The organism is Myxococcales bacterium (assembly GCA_016720545.1).
Lineage (GTDB): Bacteria > Myxococcota_A > Polyangia > Polyangiales > Polyangiaceae > JAAFHV01.
In genome coordinates this window covers 183,855-206,461 of the sequence record JADKKK010000006.1, presented here as the reverse complement: position 1 = coordinate 206,461, position 22,607 = coordinate 183,855, and the positions used below count along the sequence as shown (strand labels likewise).

General features: G+C 71.2%; 19 protein-coding genes, 4 tRNA genes and 1 pseudogene. 10 read left to right on the top strand and 14 right to left on the bottom strand.

The genetic code is table 11. The annotated features are described in order from the left end of the window. Positions 1-118: 118 nt before the first annotated feature. From IPQ09_14660 to IPQ09_14645, 4 genes are all read right to left on the bottom strand, one after another. Positions 119-193, bottom strand: a tRNA-Leu gene (locus IPQ09_14660). A 290-nt stretch (positions 194-483) separates the two neighbouring features. Next, positions 484-554 (bottom strand) — tRNA-Gly (locus IPQ09_14655). Positions 555-755: 201 nt separating this feature from the next. Further along, positions 756-830 (bottom strand) — tRNA-Arg (locus IPQ09_14650). An 816-nt stretch (positions 831-1,646) separates the two neighbouring features. Further along, positions 1,647-1,717, bottom strand: a tRNA-Lys gene (locus IPQ09_14645). 913 nt (positions 1,718-2,630) lie between these two features. On the opposite strand from IPQ09_14645, the pseudogene IPQ09_14640 reads away from it, so the two are divergent. Further along, positions 2,631-3,755 (top strand): annotated as a pseudogene (locus IPQ09_14640) (MBL fold metallo-hydrolase). 701 nt (positions 3,756-4,456) lie between these two features. On the opposite strand, the gene IPQ09_14635 reads toward IPQ09_14640, so the two are convergent. Beyond that, positions 4,457-5,314: a hypothetical protein gene (locus tag IPQ09_14635; protein ID MBL0195438.1), complete on the bottom strand. Its 858-nt coding sequence runs from the start codon at positions 5,312-5,314 to the stop codon at positions 4,457-4,459. A gap of 281 nt (positions 5,315-5,595) precedes the next feature. Between IPQ09_14635 and IPQ09_14630 the strand changes: the two genes are divergently transcribed. Then, a complete protein-coding gene (locus IPQ09_14630) occupies positions 5,596-5,760 on the top strand; it encodes a hypothetical protein (GenBank protein ID MBL0195437.1) in 165 nt (54 codons plus the stop codon). 237 nt (positions 5,761-5,997) lie between these two features. Here the strand turns inward: IPQ09_14630 and IPQ09_14625 are convergent, their stop codons facing one another. Further along, on the bottom strand, positions 5,998-6,510 hold the full coding sequence (locus IPQ09_14625; GenBank protein MBL0195436.1) for a hypothetical protein: 513 nt from the start codon (positions 6,508-6,510) through the stop codon (positions 5,998-6,000). A 59-nt stretch (positions 6,511-6,569) separates the two neighbouring features. Further along, complete coding sequence (locus IPQ09_14620) at positions 6,570-7,451, bottom strand: MBL fold metallo-hydrolase (protein MBL0195435.1); 882 nt, start codon at positions 7,449-7,451, stop codon at positions 6,570-6,572. Between the two features lie 127 nt (positions 7,452-7,578). Between IPQ09_14620 and IPQ09_14615 the strand changes: the two genes are divergently transcribed. From IPQ09_14615 to IPQ09_14600, 4 genes are all read left to right on the top strand, one after another. Beyond that, positions 7,579-8,553: an aldo/keto reductase gene (locus IPQ09_14615; protein MBL0195434.1), complete on the top strand. Its 975-nt coding sequence runs from the start codon at positions 7,579-7,581 to the stop codon at positions 8,551-8,553. 372 nt (positions 8,554-8,925) lie between these two features. After that, positions 8,926-9,657 carry a hypothetical protein gene (locus IPQ09_14610; GenBank protein ID MBL0195433.1) on the top strand — a complete coding sequence of 244 codons (732 nt, stop codon included), beginning with the start codon at positions 8,926-8,928 and terminating at the stop codon, positions 9,655-9,657. Continuing rightward, a complete protein-coding gene (locus tag IPQ09_14605; protein MBL0195432.1) occupies positions 9,654-10,619 on the top strand; it encodes a BamA/TamA family outer membrane protein in 966 nt (321 codons plus the stop codon). Before IPQ09_14610 ends, IPQ09_14605 begins: the two co-directional genes overlap by 4 nt. Further along, complete coding sequence (locus IPQ09_14600; protein ID MBL0195431.1) at positions 10,595-10,786, top strand: hypothetical protein; 192 nt, start codon at positions 10,595-10,597, stop codon at positions 10,784-10,786. The genes IPQ09_14605 and IPQ09_14600 overlap by 25 nt, the downstream gene beginning before the upstream one ends. Positions 10,787-10,815: 29 nt before the next feature. Here the strand turns inward: IPQ09_14600 and IPQ09_14595 are convergent, their stop codons facing one another. From IPQ09_14595 to IPQ09_14585, 3 genes are all read right to left on the bottom strand, one after another. Beyond that, the gene (locus IPQ09_14595; protein ID MBL0195430.1) at positions 10,816-11,424 is read right to left on the bottom strand and encodes a DUF2202 domain-containing protein; all 609 of its coding nucleotides are present in this window, start codon (positions 11,422-11,424) and stop codon (positions 10,816-10,818) included. Positions 11,425-11,480: 56 nt separating this feature from the next. Then, the gene (locus IPQ09_14590) at positions 11,481-12,902 is read right to left on the bottom strand and encodes an adenylate/guanylate cyclase domain-containing protein (GenBank protein ID MBL0195429.1); all 1,422 of its coding nucleotides are present in this window, start codon (positions 12,900-12,902) and stop codon (positions 11,481-11,483) included. A gap of 95 nt (positions 12,903-12,997) precedes the next feature. Further along, positions 12,998-13,411: an acyl-CoA thioesterase gene (locus IPQ09_14585; GenBank protein ID MBL0195428.1), complete on the bottom strand. Its 414-nt coding sequence runs from the start codon at positions 13,409-13,411 to the stop codon at positions 12,998-13,000. A 75-nt stretch (positions 13,412-13,486) separates the two neighbouring features. Between IPQ09_14585 and IPQ09_14580 the strand changes: the two genes are divergently transcribed. Beyond that, positions 13,487-14,269 carry a hypothetical protein gene (locus IPQ09_14580; protein MBL0195427.1) on the top strand — a complete coding sequence of 261 codons (783 nt, stop codon included), beginning with the start codon at positions 13,487-13,489 and terminating at the stop codon, positions 14,267-14,269. Positions 14,270-14,320: 51 nt separating this feature from the next. On the opposite strand, the gene IPQ09_14575 is transcribed toward IPQ09_14580, so the two are convergent. The 3 genes from IPQ09_14575 to IPQ09_14565 are packed head-to-tail and all read right to left on the bottom strand — an operon-like array spanning position 14,321 to position 18,587. Beyond that, positions 14,321-15,322: a substrate-binding domain-containing protein gene (locus tag IPQ09_14575; protein MBL0195426.1), complete on the bottom strand. Its 1,002-nt coding sequence runs from the start codon at positions 15,320-15,322 to the stop codon at positions 14,321-14,323. A gap of 23 nt (positions 15,323-15,345) precedes the next feature. After that, the gene (locus tag IPQ09_14570) at positions 15,346-17,040 is read right to left on the bottom strand and encodes an FGGY-family carbohydrate kinase (GenBank protein ID MBL0195425.1); all 1,695 of its coding nucleotides are present in this window, start codon (positions 17,038-17,040) and stop codon (positions 15,346-15,348) included. Then, entirely contained in the window at positions 17,037-18,587 is a 1,551-nt protein-coding gene (locus IPQ09_14565; protein ID MBL0195424.1) for a fucose isomerase, read from the bottom strand. Before IPQ09_14565 ends, IPQ09_14570 begins: the two co-directional genes overlap by 4 nt. Positions 18,588-18,689: 102 nt before the next feature. Between IPQ09_14565 and IPQ09_14560 the strand changes: the two genes are divergently transcribed. Continuing rightward, positions 18,690-19,412 (top strand): hypothetical protein, encoded by a 723-nt coding sequence (locus IPQ09_14560; protein ID MBL0195423.1) that lies wholly within the window; start codon positions 18,690-18,692, stop codon positions 19,410-19,412. Here the strand turns inward: IPQ09_14560 and IPQ09_14555 are convergent. Continuing rightward, positions 19,400-20,644, bottom strand: coding sequence for a CapA family protein (locus tag IPQ09_14555; GenBank protein ID MBL0195422.1), 1,245 nt, complete (start codon positions 20,642-20,644; stop codon positions 19,400-19,402). The genes IPQ09_14560 and IPQ09_14555 overlap by 13 nt on opposite strands. Positions 20,645-20,725: 81 nt before the next feature. Between IPQ09_14555 and IPQ09_14550 the strand changes: the two genes are divergently transcribed. Then, positions 20,726-21,247, top strand: a complete 522-nt coding sequence (locus IPQ09_14550; GenBank protein ID MBL0195421.1) for a L,D-transpeptidase — start codon at positions 20,726-20,728, stop codon at positions 21,245-21,247. 1 nt (position 21,248) lies between these two features. After that, positions 21,249-22,502 (top strand): CapA family protein, encoded by a 1,254-nt coding sequence (locus IPQ09_14545; protein ID MBL0195420.1) that lies wholly within the window; start codon positions 21,249-21,251, stop codon positions 22,500-22,502. Positions 22,503-22,607: the final 105 nt, after the last annotated feature.

Sequence of the window (22,607 nt, the reverse complement as noted above, 5' to 3'; positions counted from 1 at the left end):
CTGAGCTCCGGGTGGTTCGGCATGGTGTCTCCGGGCAGGCAGCGCGTCGTTCGCGCGACGATCCGTGCTGTTGTGTGGGCGTGTGGGTGTGTGTGGGGTTGGCGAGCGAGGAAGCGAGTACCGACGGTCCGATTCGAACGGACACTGTTCACAGTCTGGGCGTGCTGCCTCCTTCCAGTTGGGCTACGTCGGCGAGGTCGCACCTGGGTGCGCGGTCTGAGCAGCGCGATTCGGACGCATCCTCGGTCCCGAACCGAGTGCTCTGCCAGGTTGAGCTATGTCCAGAGAAGGCGCTGAGCGCCGAAACGTGGCCGACAAGAAGACGGAGACATTCGCGGGCTCGCGCACGCGCTCTCGGGGTTTGAACCCGATCGACCTCGCGGTCTTTACCTGGAGTCCCAGTCGCATTCGGCGCATTCGGCGCATTCGGCGCATTCGGCGCATTCGGCGCATTCGGTGCATTCGGCGCATTCGGCACGTTCGAGCGGTGACCGGGGATCGCACCCGGGTCCCGAGGGTGGCGCCCTCGCGTTCTACTACTGAACTATCACCGCGAAGAAGGAGGGAGCGGTCGGTTCGTCGACGAGGATTACGGCGACATTCCGGTCCCGGTAGGCGCGTGTGCACCCGTGGGCGTCCGGATCCCTTGGAGTCGCCGCGGCATTCGACGAATGACGCTCATGAAGAGAGCAGAAGACGGCAGCGAGTCGTGTGAAGACACTGTGGTTAGGGTGTAGTCCTCACGGCATCTGCCGTGGAGCCCCCGCTCGGAGTCGAACCGAGCCGCCGAGCTTCGGAGGCTCGGATCCGCTATCCGGCGGGACGGGGGCGAGCGAGACGAGAGCGAGCAGGCGAGAGCCCCGCAGGATTCGACCCCGGATCCTCGCTTTGAAGGCGGCGCCCTTCCGTTGGGCAAGTAGGGCGAACGAGACTGAGCGCGAAGAGAACCGGGGGAATCAAACCCTCGCGCGCGGAGTTGCAATCCGCGCTCTTCTTCAGGAGAGCCGGCTCGACAGAGCGGGAAGCGGGCTCGAACCCGCATCGCCAGGATGGCAGCCGGGTGGAAGGCCGAGGTCTCGCCGTTGGACGATACTCGCGGAACAGGCGAGGCCGAAGCCTGGCAGAACGGGAAGAAGAGCCGCGCGGTGGGGGCCACGTGGGCGCCTCGTACGGGAGTCGAACCGTCTCGCCCCGTAGACGCGGGACTGCGACGCCGGTCGCATCACAGGGCGTGAGGCCGACCGAGCGACGCCCGGTCGGGCTGGAGGGGTGGCTGGCGGTGGAGTTGGGCGGTGGAGTTGAACAGTGGAAGTGAGCAGTGGAGTTGGGCAGTGGAGGTGAGCAGTGGAGGTGAGCAGTGGAGGTGAGCAGTGGAGTTGGGCAGTGGAGGTGAGCAGTGGAGTTGGGCGGTGGAGGTGGGCAGTGGAGTTGAGCAGTGGAGGTGAGCAGTGGAGGTGAGCAGTGGAGTTGAGCAGTGGAGTTGGGCAGTGGAGTGGGTGTCGGTCGCGACCGAGCGTGGGCTCGCGTCGCGGTTCATGGGAGGAGGTCTTCAAGGAGCGAGCGCGCCGAGCGGCGCGGAGTGCGGAGAGCGCGCAGCGCCGTGCGCCCGCTCCTGGGAGCAGGTGGGGACGCCGTGCGTGCGTGTGTGGGTCTGGAGGATTCGAACCCTCGCCTCCTCGGTCAAGAGCCGAGTGCGCTGCCGTTACGCCACGGACCCGTGCGCGAGGTGCGCGAGATGCGCTCCGGACGCGCGAGAGGCCGCCGGAGGGGGCCCCGGCGGCCTCGGTGGCCGTACAGGGAGGGGGAGGTCAGGGGAGATCGCACGCCGGGCGCCCGTCACATGGCGCGGGACCCCGGCCTCGCGAGGGCAGGGAGGCGGACACCGGCGTGAAGAGCTGAAAAAATGGGATTTGAAACATGGAAAGTATCCTGTTTGAAACCGTGAATGAGCGCGAGAATTAGAAGGAGTGAGCGCCCGGCGAGAGCGGGCCGCGTAGACGATCGTCTTCATCGAAGGCGAGGCGGAAGGAGGTGAAGGAGAGCGAGGCGGGAGGCGGAGAGGCGGAGAGGGAACCGGGCGAGAGGAACGGGGCAAGGGACCTCTGTCTGTGCGAGAGGGAGGGCGGCGAACGCGAAGAAGGCCGCCTGGGGAGGCTCCCTAGGCGGCCTCGATGAGTTCGTCCGTGACGACTCGAGATACCTCTAGGGATCGTTCTCCGGCAGGCGGAGAGCGACAAGATCCAACGCGCGACCTGGCTTGGGCGCGTCTACCGATCCGCACGCCGCACACCCAAGACGGGCGGCGTCGCTCGCGAAGAGCTGCCGGTCGGCTTTGGCGTTGTGGAGGTGCGTGGTGTTCATGGTCGTGCACGTGACGCCCCGTGGCGCGGGGCCGTCGTGTCCTCGGAAGGGGCGTGGCGTCGTCGACGAAGCGCGACGATGAAAGAACTTATGACCCCTGCTTCGGGAGGCGTCAAGAAGAAATCGAAAAAAACATTCGCGCTAGCGTTCGGTCGCGGCTGCGGGTCGACCTGGAATCAATCAAGGTAAGGGCGATCGCGCGTCGCGCGGCGGCGCCGCGCGGGCGGCGAAGCGTTGCGGGCGTCGCGTCGCGTCCCTAGCTTCGCGCGATGCTCACACCCCAGGGCCGCGCGCGCGGCCTTCGCCGCGAGCGCGTGCTCGCGTGTCCGCGGTTCGACGGCGCGGCCTTCCGGAACATCGTCGCCGCCCAGACCGACGCCGGCGCGATCGAGGCCCTCGCGCAGCGGCCGCGCGCCGCACGCGGCGACGTGCTCCGCGAGTACCTGAGCGGCGGAGTGCGCCGCACGCCGCGCGGCGCGATCCCGGTCTTGCGACCTCACGCGGCGTGGGCGGAGGCGCCGGCCACGGGGCTCCGCGCGACCTGGCTTGGGCACTCCACGGTGCTGCTCGAGCTCGACGGCGTGCGGGTGCTGACCGATCCGGTCTGGGCGGGGCGCGCCTCCCCCGTGTCGTTCGCCGGGCCGAAGCGCTTCCACGCCGCGCCCGCGTCGATCGCTGAGCTGCCGCCGCTGGACGCGGTGCTGCTGTCCCACGATCACTACGACCACCTCGACCGCGAGGCCGTCCTCGCGCTCGCGCGGACGGGCACGTCGTTCTTCACGTCGCTCGGCGTGGGCGAGCGGCTCGAGGCGTGGGGCGTCCCGCACGACCGCGTCGTCGAGCTCGACTGGTGGGAGAGCGTGGAGGTGCGCGGCGTGCGCGTCACCGCGGCGCCTTCGAGGCGTTTCTCCGGGCGCAGCCTGCTCGATCGGAACCGCACGGCGTGGTCGTCGTTCCACGTGCGAGGCCGCGGCACGCGGTGTTCTTCAGCGGCGACACGGGCCTCACCGCCGAGTACGCGGACATACGCAGCCGCCTCGGACCGGTCGATCTGGTCATGCTGGAGGTCGGCGTTTCACCCCGCGTGGGGCGACATCCACCTGGGGCCGGACAACGCTCTCGAGGCGCACGCGCTGCTCGGCGGCGGCGCGCTGCTCCCCGTGCACTGGGGCACGTTCAAGCTCGCCCTCCACGCGTGGGACGAGCCGGCCGAGACGCTGCTCGCGCGCGCCCCCGGGCTCGGCGTGCCGCTCGTGATGCCGCGCGTGGGCGAAGCCGTCGAGCCGGCCCACGCGCTGGAGGCGCCCGTCGCGCCGTGGTGGCGGGCGGTCGACGAGGCGCGCGGCACGCTCCCCGCGGACCTCGCGCTGGAGCCGGACGGCGTCGAGCCCTGAAGGCTCGGATCCGCGCGCTGGACACGCGTGGAGCGCGCGTGCGAGGAGAAGAACGATGAACAACGGGTTTTGGGAAGAGCGGTATCGCGCCGAGGCCTACGCGTATGGCAAAGAGCCCAACGACTTTCTGCGGGCCGAGGCGGGCCGCATCCCCGCCGGCCGGGTGCTGTGTCTCGCCGAGGGCGAGGGACGCAACGCGGCCTATCTGGCGGGGCTAGGCCATGACGTGACGGCCGTCGACTTCTCGCCGGAGGGCCTCCAAGGCCCGGCGCTTGGCCGCCGAGCGGGGCGTCTCGCTCACCACGGTTCACGCCGATCTCGCGGCGTACGGGCTCGCCGCGGCGCGTACGCGGGCGTCGTCGCCACCTTCGCCCACCTGCCGCTGGAGGTGCGCCTGCGGGTCCACGGGTGGGTGCATGAGGCGCTCCGTGAGGGGGGCGTGTTCGTCCTCGAGGCCTATTCGCCGCGCCAGCTCGCTTACGACACGGGGGGCCCGCGAGACGCGGCGCTCTGCATGACCCTCGAGCGGCTCACGGTGGAGCTCACGCCGGGGGGAGTCATCGTGGGGCGGAGATCAGGAGCGCGAGATCCACGAAGGCCTCTATCACAAGGGACCGAGCGCGACCGTGCAGGTGGTCGCGGTCCGCCGAGACTCGACGAAGCTCGGGCACCTGTCCGGGTGACGGACGTCCGCGGCGTGCCTACTGCGGGCGCACCACGAGCCGCGAGGGCTCGCGGCCGAGCCCCACGACCTCCGCCGCGACCGCGCCGGCAGGTGCGCGCGGGACCCACAGCTCCCCGCCCGGCAGGTGATCGTACGGAAAATACCGCACGACGGCGCCGGCGCGCGGCGTCCCGTCGGGGCCGAGCCGCGCCCCGGTGGGGCCCAGCCACGCGAGCGCGTGCGCCTCGCCGCGCGCGAGCTCCCACGAGCGTGACGACACGCCCTTGGGGGTGATGACCCCGGTGGCCTCGACCAGGTAGCCGTCGTACTCGTCGGCCTCCGCCGCGCCCGGCGAGCGCCCGGCGAGCAGCTCGTGATCGCTGCGCACGCGCTCGAGCAGCTTCGCGTAGTGGAAGTCGCTGATCCAGCTAGGACGGCAATAGGCCATCAGGTCCTTCGGTGGCTCGGCCCCGCCCGGATCGACCAGCTTCTTCGTGATGAGGTTGTAGCCCCAGACACCAATCTTCGCGCCGGCGTGGTCCGCGTCGCTGGGGTACTCCGGATCGGGCCCGCCCGCGCCGCCGCACGGCGCGTGGCGAAGGTTGTGCGCGTGGCCTATCTCGTGGGCGGCCGTCTCGGCCGACTTGTCGCCCCGCCCGCCTTCGCCGCCGAACCCGACGCCGACGCTGTGCGCCGCGCCCGTGGGGCTGAGCCCCGTCGTGCACCCGCCGCGACAGAAGGCGTCGAACGTGTCGGCGGGGTTCACTGCCCCGTAGTAGTACACGTTGTTTGGCGGGTTCTCGCTGCGGCGCAGCTGGCCTATCGCGGCGAGCAGTTCGCTCAGGCCCTTCCCGCTGGCCGCGACGGGCTCCGACCACACGAACGGCGCGTGCACGGTGACCTCGACGCGCGGACGGGTAGAGCTTGTACAACATCTCGCGGTAGCGCCGGACCTGCTCGTCGGTCGTGTCGGGCAGACGGCCCGAGCCGTCGGCGCGGTATTCGACGGGCACGAGGGTGACCCGGAGCGACTCCCCGGCGCCGCGTGCGCCGAGCGGCGCGAGCGCGCCGTCCTGGGGAAAGCGTGCGGGCGACGGCGCGGCGCTGGGCGGCGTCCCGCCGGCCTCGTTCAGGACCACGACGTACCGCGCCTCCTGCTGGAGGAACGCGCCCGGAATGGGCACGTTGAGAGTGGACTCGAGGTCGGCCTCGGTGGAGGCGCCGCTCACCGTCTTGGTCGCCGAGAGCAACTTCGTGAAGGTCCCTGTCGGCGACTCGGTGACGAGCTTGAGCCGGGCAGTCACTGGCTTCGCGCTCCAGCCTGCTTCCGGCTTGACGTAGACTCGGAGCAGCGCGTCGCGGCCCGCCACGAGGGGGACGCGCCCGCTCGGCGCGGCGGCGCCTGCGTTCGCCAGCGGGAACTTGAGCGACTGGAACATCGCCACTTCGGCGATCGCGATGCCGGTCGCGATCGGCTCGGAGAGGCTCGTAGGATCGGCGGGACCGCCCGCGGGCTCGCCCTCGCTGCTGCAGGCTGCGAGCGCGACGAGACACATCAGACCTATTTTGCGGCGCATCTCAGCCTCCTTCTCGGCCTGGGGGGGGCGGGCCGCCGTCGGTGCGCCCGAGGCAGCGGCGCATCTCGCGGCACTCCTCGGCCGAGTAGAGGAAGAGCGCGCACGGGTCGGAGACCTCCTTGCGGCGGCACGTCTCCCAGTCGGTGACCGTGGCCGTGTCGCACGCGTCGAGGTACGCCTCGAGGCAGGCAGCCTGGTCGCGCAGAGTGGAGACCGAGAGGCCGCCCTCGCACGCCGTGACCTTGCCGTAGCCGCCTCCGATCGCCGCCGTCCAGTCGCAGAGCTGCTTTCGCTCGTCGAGGGTGAGGTCGGCGAGGAAGCGGGCGTTACGGCGCACCTCGGGATCGCCGGCGTCCACCCCGGACGTGGAGGGCACGGCGGCGGCAGGGCCGCCGGGCTCGGTCGTGCCGCTCGAGCAGGCCGCGAGCGCCCCACACGCCGCCGACGAGGCAGCGAAGAGGAGGGCGAAGAGGCGCCGCGCGCGCCAGTGACGAGCCTCTCGCGGTAGCCGCATACGCTCTCGTTATCAGGCTCGCGTCTGGCGCGCCACGACGTCCTTCGCGCGGGACGCCGTCACACGTCGTCCTCGGTCGCGGGCCGAAAGAGGTTCAAGGGGACGCTGAGGTAGCGGCGCCCGTTGGCGTGCGCGGGCGGGAGACGTCCGCCGTTGACGTTGAGCTGCACGCTCGGGAAGAGCAGCCTCGGGGGAGCGAGGGTGGCGTCGCGCGACTCGCGAAGGTGAACGAACTGCGCCCGCGATGTGTCCTGTCGGATGTGCACGTTGTGGGCTCTCGACGCACCGATGGTCGTCTCGAAGCGGAGCTCTCGCCCCCCGGGCTGGTAGTCGTGCCCCACGAACACCCGGGTCTCGTCCGGCAAGGCGTAGAGGCGCTCGTGCACCGAGGTGTAGAGGGCGCTCGCGCTGCCGGCGGGGAAGTCGCAGCGGCCGGTGCCGTAGTCCTCTACGAACAGCGCGTCGCCGGTGAAGACCGCGTCGCCGACGAGGAACGACACACACGCCGGCGTGTGGCCGGGGGTCTCCAGGACGCCGACGGAGAGCGAGCCGGCCTCGAGGCGCTCTCCCTCGGTGACGAGTCTGTCGAACTGGCTGCCGTCGATCGCGAAGGCGTCACCGAGGTCGAACACCCCCCGGAACGTGCGCTGCACCTCGGTGATGCGCGCGCCCACGACGACCTGGGCGCCGAGGCGCTTTCGGAGCACGGCCCCGCCCGAGACGTGGTCGGCGTGCGCGTGGGTCTCGAGCGCGAAGTGCACGCGGAGACCGTGCTGGGCTACGAACGCGCCGAGCGCGTCGAGCGACGTCGTGCTCGTCGCCGCCGCGCCGGCGTCGTAGTCGAGCACCGGGTCGATGACGACGGCGTCGCGGGTCGCCTCGTCGTAGACGACATAGGTGAGGGTGTACGTGGCGGGATCGAACAGCGCGTGGACCTTCATGGTCGCCTCCGTGCGTGAGAGCCGGTACCCCGCGCGAACGGTTCGAGCGGCGAGCGTTCGAGCGTTCGACCCCGCAGTAGCGGGCGCGCGCGGGGCTCGTGTAGGCTCGTGCGCGATGAGCATCCCCATGGGCTACCGGCGACTCGGGCAGGCAGGCGTGAAGGTGAGCGAGCTCTCGTTCGGCTCGTGGGTCACCTACGGCAAACAGGTCGACGTCGACGCGGCCGTGGAATGTATGAAGACTGCCTACGACGCGGGCGTGAACTTCTTCGACAACGCCGAGGTGTACTCCCGCGGCGGCTCGGAGGAGGTCATGGGCGCGGCCCTGAAGCGGCTCGGCTTCCGACGGGGGAGCTACCTCGTCTCCACCAAGTTCTACTGGGGTCTCCACGACGGCCCGAACGAGAAGAACACCCTCAATCGCAAGTACCTTCGGGAGGCGATCGACGGGTCGCTCGCCCGGCTCGGGCTCGACTATGTCGACGTCGCGTACTGCCACCGCCCCGATCCCGAGACCCCCATCGCCGAGACCGTACAGGCGATGCACGACATGGTGACCGCCGGGAAGGCGCTCTACTGGGGAACGTCCGAGTGGAGCGCCGAGGAGATCCGCGAGGCGCACCGGGTTGCCCAGCAACGCCACCTGCACCGACCGGTCGTCGAGCAGCCCGAGTATAACCTGCTCCACCGGAGGCGCGTGGAGGTCGAATACGGGCCGCTCTACGATGAGGTTGGCCTCGGCACCACCACGTGGAGCCCCCTCGCGTCGGGCCTGCTGACAGGCAAGTACCAGCAGGGAATTCCGGCGGACAGCCGCGCGGCGCTGAAGGGCTACTCGTGGCTCGAGCCCCAGGTCACGAAGCCCGAGCGCCTCGCGGCGGTGGACCGGCTGCGGCCGATCGCCGAGGGGCTCGGGTGCACCCTCGCCCAGCTCGCGATCGCCTGGTGCCTGAAGAACCCGCGCGTGAGCACGGTCATTCTGGGCGCGAGCCGGGTCTCGCAGCTGACCGAGAACCTCCGCGCGCTCGCGATCGCGCCCAAGCTCACGGCAGAGCTGATGGCGCAGATCGACGAAGCGACAGCGCGCGGCGATCTCGGCTGAAGCGAGCTACCGCGCTCCGTGACAGTGCACGGACGCACGACCGATTCCGAAAACGAAACCCTCCCGCCCGTCGCCCCTAACCCCCGGAACCTTGTCGCGTGCGGTTGGCCCGCTCGTTGCAACTGCCCTTTCAGGCAAGCGCCGGTCGGTCATCCCCCCATCCGGTCGGCGCATGCCGCCTCTACTTCTCTCCTGCGCAAACCCTCCCTGCGCGAGGAGGACCGCCCCACACGGACATCCCCCCGTGTGGGGCTTTTCTTTCCGTGACCTTGTCGCGCGTCGCCGGGCGTCGCCCGTCGTTCACGGAACCCGCGCGATCCCGAATTTTCGGGTTTGCGCACGCGGCACGCGGGTTGCTATGCCGCGGGTGCATTGCGTTCCCGCCTCCCCCAGCGACCTGTCGGTCTCGGCCTCGCGCTCTTCAGCGCGCTCTGGCTCGCCGCGGGCCTCGGTGCGGGGTCGGCGCGGGCCGACGAGCCCCATCGCGCCCCCCCTAAGCCGGATTTCACCCCGCCCACGGAGTACTTCCCCGCCGGCACCTGGGCGGCGGGCTTCGCGGGCAGCGCGCTGTCCACGGAGCGCAGCGCCCGCTCGGCCAGCACGACCAGCCTCCGCGCCTCACGCTACGGCGTCACCTCACGAAACGGCTACTTTCTCGCCAAGCGGTTCATCGTCGGCTTGCGCCTCGCGTACGAGGTCGAGATCCGTCGCGACACGACGGGCGAGGGCAACAACACCCGCACCGTCTCCGAGGGCTCGGAGGAGACCTTCTCGCTCGGCCCGTGGTTTCGGTACTACGTGCCCATGTCCGACGGCTGGGCCATCTTCGGCGAGGCCGACTGGGGCTACACCGCGTTCTATTCTCGCGAGGAGAGCGCGCTCGACACCCGTGTCCCGCTGACCGCGACCGCCAAGGGCATCGCGCTCGGCGGCGGCGCCGGGTTCACCTACTTTCTCGCGCGCGGCATCGCGTTCGACGTCGTCGGGAAGGCCCAGCTCGCGCGGCTCACCGGCCGCGAGAACGACCGAGCCATTCGCTTCAACTCGACCGAGTTCGGGCTCTACCTAGGCTTTCAGGTCTACCTACCGGAGTTCCCGTTTTGAGGCGCGCGGCCGCCGCCTTTGCCACACTCGTCGCGCTCGCCTCGCTGGCGACGGCGCACCGGGCCGCGGCCCAAGCCACCGACGATCGCCGCGCGCGCCCCGAGAAGAAGGACGAGCGCACGAGCTCGGGCGGCCTCGTCGTGCCGGCGGTGTACTACTCCCCGGAGACCAAGCTCGCGCTCGGCGTCGCGGGCTTTTACTATTTCCGTCTCCCTGGCGAGACGCTCGACGACCGCCCCTCCAACGTCGACGGCGACGTGATCTACACGGTCAACAAGCAGCTGCTCGTGCAGCTCACGCCCACTGTGTACTTGTCGCACGGCAAGCTGCTCATCGAGAGCGAGGTGAGCTACGAGCGCCTCTTCGACCGGTTCTACGGCGTGGGCCCGAACACGCCCCAGCGAAACGAGGAGACGTTCAACTACGACCTCCTCCGCGTGCGCTTCGGCCTCTATCGTCGGCTCGCGCCGTTCGCGTACTTCGGGATGCAGTACCACGCGGAGCACGTCGAGGTGACCAAGCGCGACCGGGAGGACGCGAACCTGGCCACCAACCCGTCGGTGCTGGGCGCGGGCGGGAGCACTGTCTCGGGGCTGGGCTTTCGCCTCACCTACGACTCTCGCGACAACTACCTCTCCGCCACGCGAGGCGCCTATTTCGGCGCGGCGGGGATGTTCTATTCCTCGGCGATGGGCGGCACCCACACTTATTCGCTCTTCACGCTCGACGCGCGCAAGTACTTCCCCCTCTGGTGGAACCACGTGTTCGCCATTCAGGGCTACGCCGCCTCGACGGCGTGGAACGTGCCGTTCACCCAGCTGCCCGGGCTCGGCGGGCAGTTCCGTATGCGCGGATACTTCGACGGCCGCTTTCGCGATCAGAACGCCATCATCTCTCAGGTGGAGTACCGCTTCCCCATCGTGTGGCGTTTCGGCGGGTGGGGTTCGCGAGCGCGGGAGTAGTCGCGCCCGGCCTGCTCGACTTCGACTTTCACGACATCAAGGGCACCGCCGGCGGCGGCCTGCGCTTCATGTTCGACCGCGACGAGCGACTCAACGGTCGCTTCGACGTGGGCGTGGCCAACGACGGCACGAGCGCCTTCTACATCCAGATCAACGAGGCGTTCTAGCGATAGCTAAGCTAGCTAGCTCTGGCGAGTCATGGGCCTCGCTCGGTGCCGGACTCGACGATCGCGCGGAAGGCGGCCGCGTCGAGGTGCTTCGGCGTGTAGCTCCCGCCCGCGGCCACGAGCTTCCCGTGGAAGGTGCGCAGGTGATTCCGGGAGCCCCGCGTGAGGTTGTCGTAGGTCGTGAGGATGTCGGTGTGGGTGACGGCTTGGCGGGCCGTCTCGATGTCCACGATGTCGAGCTCTTCGATCTCGACTCCCACGGCGAGCGCCGCCTCGCGGGAGCGCGAGCCGCTCGCGACGAGCGCGTCGTGGAGGCCCTTGAGCTTGGGGTTCGTGAGCTCGCCGACCGCGCGCCCTTCCGCTGGATCCGCCACGTCGTAGCGGTCGAGCAGGGTCTCGATCGCGTCCATGTGGTTCTGCTCGCTCGCGCCGACGTTCACGAACGAAGGATCGTGGCGCTGGAGCGCGCTGTACACGTCGCGCGCGAGCTTCTCTTCCTCGCGGGTGAACACGAGGCCGTCGCGCTCCGCGGCGGAGAGCGGCGCGTTCGCGCTGCTCGCGCAGGCAAGAAGCGGCAGCAGGAGCGCGGTCATGGGCCAGAGCCGCCAGAGCCAGGAGAGCGAGCACGTCTTCCTCATGGGGCACCTCGCCCGTGAGAGCCCGCGACCGCCAGGATGGGTTCGCGTCTCGCCGGTCACCCACCGAGGCGGTGGACGACGCACGGGGTGCCCACGCCCCGCAGCCCAACGGACTCGCTCGGCAGCGGCGACGCAGCGCTCCCGGGGTGGGCCGCCTGGCGGTGCTCGGCGACCACCTGCGCGACCTCGGCGCCCTCGAGCACGGCGTCGGTGAGGCACACCTCCCCGCTCTTCGCGAGGCCCTGGACGCGCGCCGCGATGTTCACGGTCTGTCCGAAGTAGTCAATCTCGTCTCTCACGTTGACGACGAGGCAGGGCCCCCTGTGAATGCCAATCTTGAGGGCGAGCTGCCCCTCGTCGCCGAGGCCTTGGAGCTCGCCGCCCATCTCGAAGGCCGCGCGGACCGCGTCCACGGGCCGCGTGAACGACGCCATCACGGCGTCGCCGATGGTCTTCACGACGACGCCGGAGTGCCGCGTGATCACCCGCGCGAGGCGCTCGAGGTGGGTCGACACGAGCTCGAACGCGGCGACGTCGCCAACGTGGTCGTAGAGCGCCGTGGAGCCGCGCAGGTCGGAGAAGAGAAGCGTGTTGTCGCGCGTGGGGATGGCAGAGCCCGGGCGCACGACCTCGGTGCCGAGGTGCCGGCGGAACTCGGGGGAGTTCAGGAGCCGCTGGCCCGAGAGGAACGGGAGGTAGTCGAAATACGTCACGATGGGCGTGAAGTACGAGAGCACGAACGTGTCGCGGTCCGTGCCGTTGACGAGCGTCACTCTCGCGGGGCCCGGCGCGAGCTTCGGCCGAGGCGTGAAGGCCGTGCCCTCGAGCCGCAGCGTGACCTCGCGCAGCTCGGAGGTGGGCTCGCCCTCCACGGTGATCATCATTCGCGGACTGCCTACGATCCACCCGACCTCGAGCTCCACGTCGAACGTGTGGCTCGCGCCCGCCGCCAGGCGGGTCATCACCTTCGCCCCGAGGCGTACGTGCTCGACGAGCGAGCGCCCCTCGCCGCGCACCAGGATGCTCGGGCAGAGCGCGTACGACGTGAAGTAGTCCTCCGGCGTGAGCGACGCGGGGTTCGCGTAGCGGATCTGGCGGATGTCGGGGTGCACGGTGAACGCCACCTCGACGCTCTCGTCCAGGTTTGCGTCCCGCGATCGCGCGCACGTGACGCAGTGGACGACGGCCTCGAGGTCGCGGAGGCCGGCGTGGGTCAGGACGTACTCGCCGCAGCCGCGGCAGACGAGCAGCCACTCGGCGCGGAACAGTCCCAGGGCGGCCGCGCGAAGGAAGAGCTCCACGGCGCGTTCGGGCGCCACGCCCTCCTCTGCGGCGAACGTATACGGGTTCACGCGGAAGAGCCTGCGGTCGTCCGCTCCCTGGAGGCGCGCGCGAATGCGCTCGATGGCGGGCCCGCCCGAGAGCTTGTCGAGGCGGGCCTCGAGGAGATCGGAGTTGATCGGCGGCTCGGTGCTCATGCCCTGGGAGGCTACCAGGAGTTCGCGAGGCCCGCAGCGCGCCCCATCGTTCGGGGGAGCGTGCAATATGCATCTGCCCCGCGAGGCTGCTAGAGCTAGAGCGCAGCGATCGCGGCGCGCACGTCGTCCGGCACGCGGATCTTCTGCATCGTGCGGTAGTCGATGATGACGACGACCGACGTGCCGCGGGCGTACAGGGTCTCGGCCGCGGCGGCGTCACGCACCTCGTACTCCATCTTGACGCTGGTCTCCCCGATCGACACGGCGCGCACGCCGACCTCCACCCTCGCCGGGAACACGACCGGGCGGAGGAAGTCGCAGGTGGTGGTCGCGAGGATGGGCCCGACCGTGAGCGGCGCCACCGACGCGAGGCCGATCCGACCGAACAGCGCGATGCGCGCAGACTCGAACCAGGTGAGGTAGCGGGTGTTGTTGACGTGCCCGAGCGCGTCCATGTCGCCCCACTGGACGTCGAGCGCGAGCGTGACGAATCTCGAAGGGAGGGACATCCCCGCAGCCTACCTCGAAGCCGGCGCGCTCCGATGCAGCGTGGCCGTCGCGTGCGGGTGCGCTACGCTGCGAGCGTGGCCATCATGCGCGGTCGAAGCGGGACACGGGCGCTGCGGCGCCTCGCGAGGGTGGGCGGGGGGCTCCTCGTCGCGCTCGCGCTCGTCCGCTGCGGCGGTCGGTTCGACGTCGAACCCGACGCTATCGCGCCCGAGGCGCCCGAATTGCAGCCGGAGGACGCCAGTCGGCCCTCGATCAGCGACGCGGCGGCGCAGGAGGTGGCCCCACCCCGTGACGGTGCGGCCGACGTGAGCTCCGACGCGAGCCTCGACGCAGGCCCCGACGCAGGCCCCGACGCAGGCCTCGACGCCGCGGACGCTGGGCCGCTGCGCAGAGTGTTCTTCACGTCCACCACCTACGCGGGCGACACCCTGGGGGCGCGAGGCGGCGGCCCGGGCGCCCGCGGGGGCGATTTCGTCTGCGCGCAGGTCGCGGCGGGCGCGCGCCTCTCGGGCACTTTCCGCGCGTGGTTGTCTGACTCGACGCAGTCCGCCGCGCAGCGCATCACGGCGCCCGGCCCCTACTACGACGTCACGCGCACGAAGCTCCTCTTCACGGGCAACCCCGCGAGCGGCCAGCCGCTTGAATCCATCCCCGATCAGACCGGGGCGCTCGGCACGGCGATCCTCGTGTGGACGGGCGCGAGCCCCGCGGGGACCTCCCTCCAGCACTGCGGCGGGTGGGACACGGGCGGCCGCTTCATGGGCACCGTGGGCCGGGCGGATCTCCCAGGCTTCTGGACGAGCTCGGGCACGAACCTCTGCGCCAACGCGCGCCACCTCTACTGCTTCGAGCAGTGAGCCTCCATCGCCCCTGGGCGGATCCCGCGTCCGTAGCGGGTCCGCGCGCGCTCACTCGCTCAGCCACTTCTTGAGGTCGGGCCGCACGAGCTCGCGCACCTCGGGCTCGGCGAGGGTGGCCTTCGTCACGAGGCGCGCGCCCGTGTCGATGCGCTTCTCGATCGGCTGCCCGCGGAGCCGCGCGGCCATGGTCTTCACGGCCAAGTAGCCGATCTTGAAGGGATCCTGGACGACGAGGCCTTCGACGTCGCCGCCCTCCAAGGCGGCCAGGAGCTTCTCGGAGGCGTCGAAGCCGACGAGCTTCACCTTCCCCGCGAGGCCACCCTTCCGTAGGGCGAGCAGCATGCCGAACGTCGTCGACTCGTTCGGGGTGAACACGCCCTGCACGCCGTCGGCGCCGGCGCGCTGCGCTGCGAGGAGCCGCTCACTCGTGGAGAACGCGCTCTCGGTGGTCGCCCCCCCGTACTGGTTGTCGCTCACGACCTGGATACCCGCGTGCTCCTTGATGGCGGTGAGGAAGCCCTCCTCGCGGCCTTGGGTGCTGGCCGAGCCGACCTGGTAGCGCAGCACGAGCACGCGCCCCTTGCCTCCGAGGGACCTCGCGAGCGCGTCGGCGGCGAGCCGTCCGGCGGCCACGTTGTCGGTGGCGACGAAGCTCGCGTGATCGTCGCCGCGGAGGTCGGAGTCGAAGACCACGACCGGAATTCCGGCCGTGACCGCGGCCTTCACCGGGCCGCGCAGCGCCGTGTCGCTGAGCGGCGCGAGCACGACGCCGGCCACGCCCTGCGCGACGAACGACTGGACGACGTCGATCTGGGCCTTCAGGTCGTCTTCCTTCAGCGGGCCCTTCCACAGGACCTCGACGCCGGCCTCGACGCCGCCCTTGTTCGCGCCGGCGTGCACGGCCTTCCAGAACTCGTGGGTGGTGCCCTTCGGGATGACCGCGACCCGGAGGCGTGTGGCCTTCGCGCCGCCGTCGGAGCTCGTGGCGGCAGGCGCCGTGTCGCGTTTGCACGACACGAGCGCTGCGGGCGCGAGCGGCGCGACCAGCAGCGCGGCGAGGAGGGAGCGGCGTTTCAAGATGTGGAGTCTCCCGAGGCCATGAGCGCGCGATAGGCCACTTGGTCGTCGTGCATTCGCAGAAAAACCCGGTGCTTCGCGTCGTGGAACGCGGCGACCGGTCCGCGCGCCGGCTCGATGACACGCGCCGCCGAGCTCATCGCGTTCATCGCGGCGAGCACGCCTGGGTGGTGTCCGGCCGCGGTGGCGCCGAGCATGGCCGCGCCGAGCAGCACGGCCTCGGGCTCGCGCGGGAGCACGATGCGGCACCCGGTCGCGTCGGCGTGCTCGCGCAGAAAGACGGCGTTCTTCGCGTCGCCGCCGGTCGCGAGCAGCGTGTCGATGCGGTAGCCGTGGGCGTTCATCGTATCGACGATGTGGCGCGTGCCGTGCGCGAGCGCTTGCACCGTGGCGAGGTAGAGCAACGCGAGCGCGTCGATCGAGCCTGTGAGCTTCAGCCCCGAGACCATCCCACGCAGGCTCGCGTCGGCCCGCGGTGAGCGGTTGCCGTGGTGATCGGGCAGCACGTGGAGGTCGCGCGTGAGGGCGGCCGCGAACGGCGCGCCTGCGGCGAGCGCGTCGAGCCGCTCGTGCAAGAGATCGGTCGCGCGGAGTCCCCTCGCGGCCGCGTCGCGCGAGAGCTCGGCGCCGAGCGCGTGGGTGGCGAGGGTGTGATCGAGGAGCGCGCCGGTGGCCGACTGCCCGCCCTCCGTCAGCCAGAGGTCGGGGACCATGGCGGAGAAGTAGGGGCCCCAAATGCCGGGGATGAAGCGCGGCTCCCGCGACACCGCCATGTGGCACGTGGAGGTGCCGCCGATGAGCGCGAGGCGGCGGTCGAGGGTCTCTGCGGTGGGTGCCTGCCCGTCGATCGTCATGCCCAGGAGACCGAGGCCGCCCGCGTGGGCGTCGATGATCGAAGCGCCGACCGGGGTGCCGGCGCGGAGCCCGAGCTCGCGCGCGGCGCGCTCGGTGAGCCCGCCGACCCGCTGCCCCATCGGCGCCACGCGCTGGCCGAGGCGCGAGAAGCCCTCGTCGGCGAGCTCGCCGAGGCCCACGTCCCGGAAGAACGGCGCCTGCCAGCCGGACTCGGTGACCGCGTCGCGCGCGTCGCGAGGAGCGCTCCGCGCGAGGTAGGTCCACTTGCAGGCCGTGGAGCACAGGGATCGGGTGTCGTCGCCTGTGGCGCGAAACGTAAGAAAATCAGGGAGATCCAGGAAGCGTCGTGCCCGCTGGAAGCTCGCCGGCAGGCGCTCCTTCAGCCAGAGCAGCTTGGGCGTCTGCATCTCCACCGAGATCGCGCCACCCACGTACCGCAACACCTCGTGGCCGCCCGCGCGCGCCGCGTCGTTCACGCGGCGCGTCTGGTCGATCGCGCGGTGGTCCATCCACACGATGACGTTCCACGCGTCGTCGCCGGTGGGGCTCGCGGTGACGGGCGCGTCGTCCGCGTCGAGCACCACGAGCGAGCAGGTCGCGTCGAAGCCCACGCCCGCGACGTCGTCGGCGGTCGCGCCGGCGCTGGCCAACGCCGCGCGCACGGCCACGCCGCACGCGCGCCAGATGTCCTCGGAGGACTGCTCGGCGAAGTCCTCCTCGGGGGTGCCCATCGCGATCGGGCACACGCCGAGCCCGCGGAGGGCGCCGCTCGCGTCGAAGAGCCCGGCGCGCGCGCTGCCTGTCCCGACGTCGACGCCCAAGGTGAGGGGGGTCATGCGGCGCGCCCGAGGATGCGCACGCGGAACCCGAGCTCTTGCGAGAGCGCGACCATTTCTTCGAACACGTCGCCGTACGCCACGGCCACGTGGTTCGAGAGGTAGTGCGCCATCAGCGTGTCGCGCGAGATCCCCATGTCGGCGGCCATGAACGGCCACTCGCGCGTGGTGCCGTTCCACCAGGCGTCGCGCACTTCGGGCGGGAGCTTCACCACCTCGCCCTTGCCGACGTCCATCCACAGCACGTCGTCCTTCACGTAGGCCCGCGCCCAGGTCATGACGCCCGGCAGGCTCTCACCGGCCAGCGTGCCGCCCGCGATGGGGAAGTACTCCGCGGGCTGGCGGTAGCTGTGGGCGCCGCGCAGCGTCGTGGGGTCGTGGTTGAACGCGTAGGCGCCGCACGAGCCCGAGTTCAGCAGCACCCACAGGAAGCGGCCCTCGTGCTCGGCGCCCCAGCGCACGTCGTGGAACATGACGGCGTCGTGGAGGCCCTTCGCCACGAGGAGGCGCTTCAGCAGCTCCATCGGCACCACGTTCCCCTGGTCGGCCTCCGTCGCGCAGGCGATCGGGTGGCCGTTCGACTCGGGCCGGCACGCCGAGTTGAGCAGGCCCTCGGACAGGTCGGACGGGGGCCGGAGGGGCAGGAGCCCAAGTTGGTATTGCCATCCGAGGCAGTCGGCGCGCTCCTCCGCGAGGAGGTCGAGCACGACGAGGTAGTCGCGGAGCTGCTCGCGCGTCGCGCGCTCGTCGAAGTCGGCGGCGCCGCCCTCGCCCCAATGAAACGTGAGGCCTCGGTCCTTCACGAACGCGAGCGCGTCGTCGATGCGCTTCTCGGCGATGCGCGGCCCGCGGTCGAGGAGCCACGCCTGGTCGACCTTGTGCTCGGCGAAGCCGTGCGGCTGGAGCAGACGCGGGCCAAAATAGCCGTTGATCATGCCCATCGACGTGTCGCCGAGCATGAGGATGAGGGCGCGTCGTCGGCGGAGCCCCGCCGCCACCTCACGGGCGCGCGCCGCGGCCTCGGGAGAGATCGCGGCGTGCATCCGCACCTCGCTCGTCGGGTAGGCGATGCGACCCGTGGAGCACCACTCGTCGAGGCGCTCCATGAACGCGGGATCGGCTGTCCAATCCGCCGCGTCGGTCCACACACGCGAGAACGGGCGACGAAGCATCTCGAGGCAGGCGCCGGTGTTGAGCAGCCCCACGAGCCCCGGCCAGCGCCCCGAGAAGTTGCTCGCGAGGAGGAGCGGGTTGTCTTTGCCGGCCACCCCCGTTGTCGTGTGTGGCCCGTAGATCCAGTGCACACACACGCCGATCATCGGATCGTCGATGGGCCCGAGGCGCTCGATCGACTCGCACGGCTTCGTGACGAAGCCCTCGACGAGGTAGGGCGTGCGACCGAGCTTGCGCAGCGCGCGCTCGAGCTGGGTCGTCGTCTCGGCCACGCTGGCGCGGGCGAGCTCGTTCGGTTTCGCGCGGGCGTCGCCCGGCCAGAAGAGCGCGACCTTCTTTTCGTGGCCCCGGGCCGTAGCCTGCGCGTGTGTCATCGCGCGTGCAAGGGTAGACCCAACGGCTGCGCCGTGCACGCGGCGCGAGCCAGCCAAAGGACGAGCACCGGTGCTACGGTCGCCTTCGGGGAGAGAGCACGCATGCAGCTTCAGTGTCCGCGGTGTGGTCAGGCCGTTCCGGGCGAGGACCTGGATGTGTCGCGCGGGGTCGGTGTGTGCCGCCCCTGCGGCGAGATCGTGCCGTTCCCCGTGATGCCGCCCAGCCCCGTCGCGGTCACCCCGTTCTCGCCCACGCCGCTCTCGCCAGCGACGGGCCGCGTGTACCGGCCTGAGTCGTACAGGTTGGTCGAGCGCACCTCGGGCGACGCGGCCGCGCCTCGCTGGGAGGGCGTGCTCCCGCCGAACCGCGTGGCCGCGGTGCCGCTGCTCTTCTTCTGCTTCGTGTGGGACACGTTCATGATCGTCTGGTACGCGATCGCGCTCTCCAGCGGCACCTGGCTCATGGCGGCCTTCGGGGTCCTGCACCTCGGCGCGGGGGTGTTTCTCACGCACAAGGCTTTCGTCACGTTGCTCAACACCCGGCGCCTCACGATCGGGCGCGACGCCGTGAGCTGGCGCAGTGGGCCGGTGCCCGACCGCGGCAACACGACGCTCCCGCTCGAGCGCGTCCTCGGGTTCTCGCCCCGCGTCACGCACGGCAAGAACACCACCTACAGCGTGGCGATGAACCTCGACGACGGGAGCTTCCGTGACCTCGACGTGCAGGGGAGTGATCAGGCGAGCGTCGAGTACGCTGCCGCCACGTTCGAGGAGGCGCTGAGCGCCGCGAAGCGGGGAGTCGGCGAGGGCCCCTACCGGGGCTGATCGCGCGCGGGACGGCGCGGCCGCGGCGGTGGCTCGGGTGGCGCGAGCCGCTCGAGATAGAGCTTCCAGTCTGCGCGCGCCCGTCCCACGTACGGCGTGGGCGTGCCGCGCGCGGTGTGTAGCGGGATCCACCGCGTGGCCGTGACGCCGCTCCGCGTGAGCTCCAGCTCCAGCATCGCCGAGAGAATGTCGCGCCCGTCGAACACGAAGTCGCCGAGGCTGTAGGCGATGACTCCCCGCTGGTAGCGCTCGAGCGCCTGCACGCGGTGTGGGTGGCTGCCGAGCACGGCCGCCGCCCCCGCGTCGATCGCGGCGCGGGCTGCGTCCCGCTGAGCGCGGCTCGTGGTGCGCAGCTCCTCGTTGCCCGCGTGGAGGAGCACGATGACGACGTCGGCCCGGGCGCGCGCCGCGGCGACCTCTGTGGCGACGCGCGGGGGATCGGCCCACGCCACGCCCGGCTGGGCGCCACGCGCCTCCCATTCGCGCGCGTTGAAGCCGCTCTCGCCGCCGCCCTCGCGCGGCACGCTCACGTAGCCCAGGAACGCGACGCGGAGGCCGCGGCTCGTCACGATCGCCGGGGCGTGCGCTTGGTCCTCCGTGAGGCCCGCGCCGGCGTGGCGTATTCCGCTCGCGTCGAGCGAGGCGAGCATGGGGCCGAGCGGCTCCACGCCGAAGTCGAGGATGTGGTTGTTGGCGACGAGCACGACGTCGAGGCCCGAGGCCTTGAGGAGCGGGAGTGCCTCGCTAGGTGCTCGAAATGTAAAGGATTTCTTTGCTTCGACGCCGCCCTCTCCGAGCACACACTCGAGGTTGCCGACGGCGAGATCGGCGCCGCGGAGCAGGTCCTCGACGTGGGCGAACGGGGAGCTGTGGGGCGCGCGCGCGATGCGCTCGCCGACCGTGCGCCCCAGCATGATGTCGCCGACGGCGAGGAGCCGCACGGGGCCGGCGGTCGTGGGGAGCGCCTCCTCCGGTGTCACGGCGCTCGCGGCCGCGACGGCCGGCGCGGTGCCCGAAGGACGAGGCGCCGGCGACGGGGCCCACGCGCGCTTGGCTGTCGGCGCTGGCGCGAGCCCCGGCGGCGGGGCGCTCGGTTGGACGGGGGCTCGCGAGCAGGCGGCAGCGAGCGCGAGGGGCGCGAGCGGCGCCATCCAGAGCCGAGCCCAGCGCCGAGCGCGCGCGGGGAGGCGTGGACTCGTGCGCTGCGGTGGCGGGCCGGGCGGGGGTCCCATGGAGTCGGCGTGAGCCTACCAGCGGCCTATCGCGCGGTCGAAAAAGCGGTCCGTCGTCGCCGAGGGAGCTAGACTTGGAGCATGGCCTTCGGGTGGCTTCCGAGCGCTCTTCTCATGGGGATCTTCCCGCTCATCTGCGGAGAGGTTCGCCACACGCCCGCGATGCCGCCCGTCACGCGGGTGGTCGTGACGAAGAGCGCGCGCACCCTGGAGCTCTACAGCGGCGACCGAGCGGTCCTCACCTACGCGGTCGCGGTAGGCAAGGGCGGCGCCGGGCCGAAGCGCCGTGCCGGGGATCTCGTCACGCCCGTGGGGCACTACCACGTGGTCCGTCACGCGCCGTCGCACCTCCACATCTTCCTGGAGCTCGACTACCCGAACGCGGACGACAAGGCCCGGTTCGACCGCCTGAAGGCGAGCGGTGAGCTCCCCAAGGGCGCGACCATCGGCAACGACATCGGCATCCACGGACCGCCGCCGGACCAGCACCCCTTCAAAAAGGCGAGCTACCAGAGCCACGGGTGTGTGGTGCTCGAGAAATCGGAGATCGACGTCATCGCCGCCCTCGTCGCCGACGGCACCGACGTCGACATCGTCGACTGACGTGGCCACGCGAGGCGCACCGCTCGCGTGGCGTCTCGCGTGGTGGCTGGTGTGTTGGCTGGCGTTCGCGGCGGCCTGCGGGCCGGTCGTCACCGCGAAGACCGACCCCGGCGTCCCACCCGCTGCGCCGCCCGCGCCCGCGCCCGCGCCGACGGGTGAAGCGGGCGCGGAGGTCTCTGCGGCGCCCCCGGACGGCGGCGCGCGCACGAGCGACGCCGGCGCCGCTGCCGCGCGCGTAGGGACCGGGCGCCTCGTCCTCGTGGCCGGTGGTGACCTCGAGCTCGCCCGAGCCATGGGCCAGCGGCTGCTCAGCGATCCGGCCACCGACCCGCTCGCCACGCTGGCGCCGCTGCTCGCGTCGGGAGACGTGCGCTTCGCGAACCTCGAGAGCCAGCTCAGCGAGCAGGGGGGTGTCACCATTTCGCGGCAAAACTCTCTGGTCTTCGTGGGCCCGCCGGTCGGGGCCGACGCGCTGGCGCGGGCGCGGATCACGGTGGTGTCCACCGCGAACAACCACGCGTGGGACTTCGGGCGTCGAGCCTTCGTCGAGACGCTGGAGAACCTAGACCGGGTGGGGGTGCGGCATGTCGGCACGGGCAGGACGCGCGACGAGGCGCTGAGCCCCGTGATCCTGGAGCACGAGGGGCACAGGCTCGCGCTCCTCGCGGTGACCGACATCTGGAACCAGGGGCCGCTCGCCGCGCACGTCGCGCGCGATCTCGTCGCAGACGCGGACCGCGAGCGCCTGCCGCGGCAGGTGGCCGAGCTCCGTCGCGACGTTTCGCTCGACTCGATCGTCGTGAGCTACCACGGCGGCGACGAATACCAAGACGCGCCCACGCTGCGCACGCGGCGCCTGCTGCGCGCCGTCGTCGACGCAGGCGCCGACGCGGTGCTCGGGCACCACGTCCACGTGGTGCAGGGCATCGAGTGGTACCGCGGCAAACCGATCCTCTACAGCATGGGCAACCTGCTCATGCAGGCCCACCGTGGGGTGCCGGCGACCGCCTACGGCTACCTCGCGCGGCTCACGCTCGCCCGCGGCGGGGTACCGCGGCTCGAAGTGTGCCCCTTTCGCATCGTGGGCCTCACGCCCACGCCCTTCGTGGGCGTGCCTGGTCGTGACGCCTTCGAGCGCACCTTCTTCTCGCGGCTGCGCCGCGTGAGCTGGCTGGTCGAGGAGCGCCTCCAGGTCGCGGCGACCGGCGCCGATGGCTGCGCGGCCGTCGCCCCGAAGTCCGGACCGGAGCGATGACCGCCGTGCCGATGCGGCGCGGGCGACGGGAGGTCGTCGACGGCTGCCGCCCGCGACCGGCCAAGTCGCAAAGGTTGAGCTCCGTCGCGAGCCACCGTGACAGGC

What these genes read in the sequence shown, in the direction of transcription:
- IPQ09_14630 (MBL0195437.1), top strand. Translation starts at nt 5,596, where the DNA reads ATGGGCACGTTGAGAGTGGACTCGAGGTCGGCCTCGGTGGAGGCGCCG.
- IPQ09_14625 (MBL0195436.1), bottom strand. Translation starts at nt 6,510, where the DNA reads ATGCGGCTACCGCGAGAGGCTCGTCACTGGCGCGCGCGGCGCCTCTTC.
- IPQ09_14620 (MBL0195435.1), bottom strand. Translation starts at nt 7,451, where the DNA reads ATGAAGGTCCACGCGCTGTTCGATCCCGCCACGTACACCCTCACCTAT.
- IPQ09_14615 (MBL0195434.1), top strand. Translation starts at nt 7,579, where the DNA reads ATGGGCTACCGGCGACTCGGGCAGGCAGGCGTGAAGGTGAGCGAGCTC.
- IPQ09_14595 (MBL0195430.1), bottom strand. Translation starts at nt 11,424, where the DNA reads ATGAGGAAGACGTGCTCGCTCTCCTGGCTCTGGCGGCTCTGGCCCATG.
- IPQ09_14590 (MBL0195429.1), bottom strand. Translation starts at nt 12,902, where the DNA reads ATGAGCACCGAGCCGCCGATCAACTCCGATCTCCTCGAGGCCCGCCTC.
- IPQ09_14585 (MBL0195428.1), bottom strand. Translation starts at nt 13,411, where the DNA reads ATGTCCCTCCCTTCGAGATTCGTCACGCTCGCGCTCGACGTCCAGTGG.
- IPQ09_14570 (MBL0195425.1), bottom strand. Translation starts at nt 17,040, where the DNA reads ATGACCCCCCTCACCTTGGGCGTCGACGTCGGGACAGGCAGCGCGCGC.
- IPQ09_14565 (MBL0195424.1), bottom strand. Translation starts at nt 18,587, where the DNA reads ATGACACACGCGCAGGCTACGGCCCGGGGCCACGAAAAGAAGGTCGCG.
- IPQ09_14560 (MBL0195423.1), top strand. Translation starts at nt 18,690, where the DNA reads ATGCAGCTTCAGTGTCCGCGGTGTGGTCAGGCCGTTCCGGGCGAGGAC.
- IPQ09_14555 (MBL0195422.1), bottom strand. Translation starts at nt 20,644, where the DNA reads ATGGGACCCCCGCCCGGCCCGCCACCGCAGCGCACGAGTCCACGCCTC.
- IPQ09_14550 (MBL0195421.1), top strand. Translation starts at nt 20,726, where the DNA reads ATGGCCTTCGGGTGGCTTCCGAGCGCTCTTCTCATGGGGATCTTCCCG.